Here is a 1,423-nt window from a genome sequence, read left to right as displayed (position 1 = left end):
GTTTCCAACGAGGATATGTTCATCAAAAACTATCTCCCCTTTCTCGACGAGCCGTATCAGAATCTTTTCCGTCTGCAGATGATGGCGATAAATCAGCTCAACGAGCGTATCCGCCACGACGAACCGTTGGTGGAGTTTGCGGAACAGGTTTCTGATACAACCAATCTCATTGACATGAACGCTATGGCGAAGCTTGCGAGAGCCGAAAATATCCCTGTCGGCAGAAACAGGCTCTATAGTTGGCTGAAAGGAAAAGGCGTGCTTATGGCAAACAATCTCCCCTATCAGACTTTTATCGACTGCGGATATTTTGCTGTTAAGGAGTCGGTTTTTGAAACTCCGACTATGACAAAGACCTATCAGCAGACGTTTGTTACGGGAAAAGGTCAGCTTTTTATCATAGGTCTGCTGAGAAAATATTACGGAAAGGAGATGTCGTGATGTCCAAAAAGCCAAAATGTCCGCTGATAGGTCAGGACGGAAATATATTCAATCTTATGGGCATAGCCTCAAAAACGCTGAAAAGGAACGGAATGTATGATGAGGCAAAGGAAATGTGCAGCAGAATAACATCTTCGAGCAGTTACTATGAGGCCTTGAATGTTATCGGCGAGTATGTTGAGATCACTTCTATCGATGATGAACAGACAGAAGATGAGGATATGGAAATGGAGATGATGTAAATGACGTATTTGTTCATTGGAATGATGATAGGTGTTATCATCGGAACAACGATAGGTTCTCTTGCCGTGGCTTTTAAGTCTGCTGAAAAAGAGATCGCACGTCTGGACAAGGAGGTAAGTGATGCACACAAACAGAATTAAAGCTAAAGTGGACTTCAAGTTTTGTCTCGGCAGTATTCCTGCAATGCTGAGAGCCACAAAGCCCGTACTTTCGGAAAGGCAGTACAAGGAATTGTGCAACGAGGTCAATAAAGCCAACGGCTATCTTGACCAGAAAAGAATAATTTTCAGCTACGTCGATCCGATCATCAAGGGTTGAAAACAGCGTAAAATCAAATATTTAAGCGTAAAATCTAATATTTAATTAAGTCGTTTTGCCAATGACAGAAAACTTCTGTAATTAGCAAAGCGACTTTCTTTCTGTCATTGGTTCTAGCGGCAGAAAGGAAAAACATGAATAGTTTTATGTCATGGGTGGGAGGGAAAAAAGCTCTCAGGGACGACGTGCTTGCTCGCTTTCCTCCTTACTATGAACGGTATATCGAGGTTTTCGGAGGGGCGGGCTGGGTGCTTTTTCGCAAGCCGCCCGGTATGGATTTTGAGGTATACAACGATTTTAACGGAAATCTTGCCAATCTTTATCGCTGTGTCAGGGACAAGCCGAATAAGCTGAAATACAAACTACGGTATGTCCTCGATTCTCGTGAAGATTTCGACTGGATTGCTAGTCTTCATAAGCG

Annotated in this window: 4 protein-coding genes and 1 pseudogene; all 5 read left to right on the top strand. The window is 43.1% G+C overall.

The window, feature by feature from the left end:
- A partial coding sequence (locus DWW81_RS13035; RefSeq protein ID WP_181982758.1) for a phage antirepressor KilAC domain-containing protein occupies nucleotides 1-441 on the top strand: 441 nt, incomplete at its 5' end.
- A gap of 5 nt (nucleotides 442-446) precedes the next feature.
- Nucleotides 447-683 (top strand): annotated as a pseudogene (locus DWW81_RS13030) (hypothetical protein); the annotation flags it as partial.
- Nucleotides 684-824, top strand: a complete 141-nt coding sequence (locus DWW81_RS13350; protein WP_181979797.1) for a hypothetical protein — start codon at nucleotides 684-686, stop codon at nucleotides 822-824.
- Nucleotides 805-1,002, top strand: a complete 198-nt coding sequence (locus tag DWW81_RS13025; protein WP_117898196.1) for a hypothetical protein — start codon at nucleotides 805-807, stop codon at nucleotides 1,000-1,002. Before DWW81_RS13350 ends, DWW81_RS13025 begins: the two co-directional genes overlap by 20 nt.
- 146 nt (nucleotides 1,003-1,148) lie before the next feature.
- A partial coding sequence (locus tag DWW81_RS13020) for a DNA adenine methylase (protein ID WP_181982759.1) occupies nucleotides 1,149-1,423 on the top strand: 275 nt, incomplete at its 3' end.

The organism is Ruminococcus sp. AF17-1AC (assembly GCF_003461385.1).
In the GTDB taxonomy this organism is placed as follows: domain Bacteria; phylum Bacillota; class Clostridia; order Oscillospirales; family Ruminococcaceae; genus Hominimerdicola; species Hominimerdicola aceti.
The sequence above is the reverse complement of the archived record's forward strand: the minus strand, read 5'-3'. Positions and strand labels throughout refer to the sequence as shown.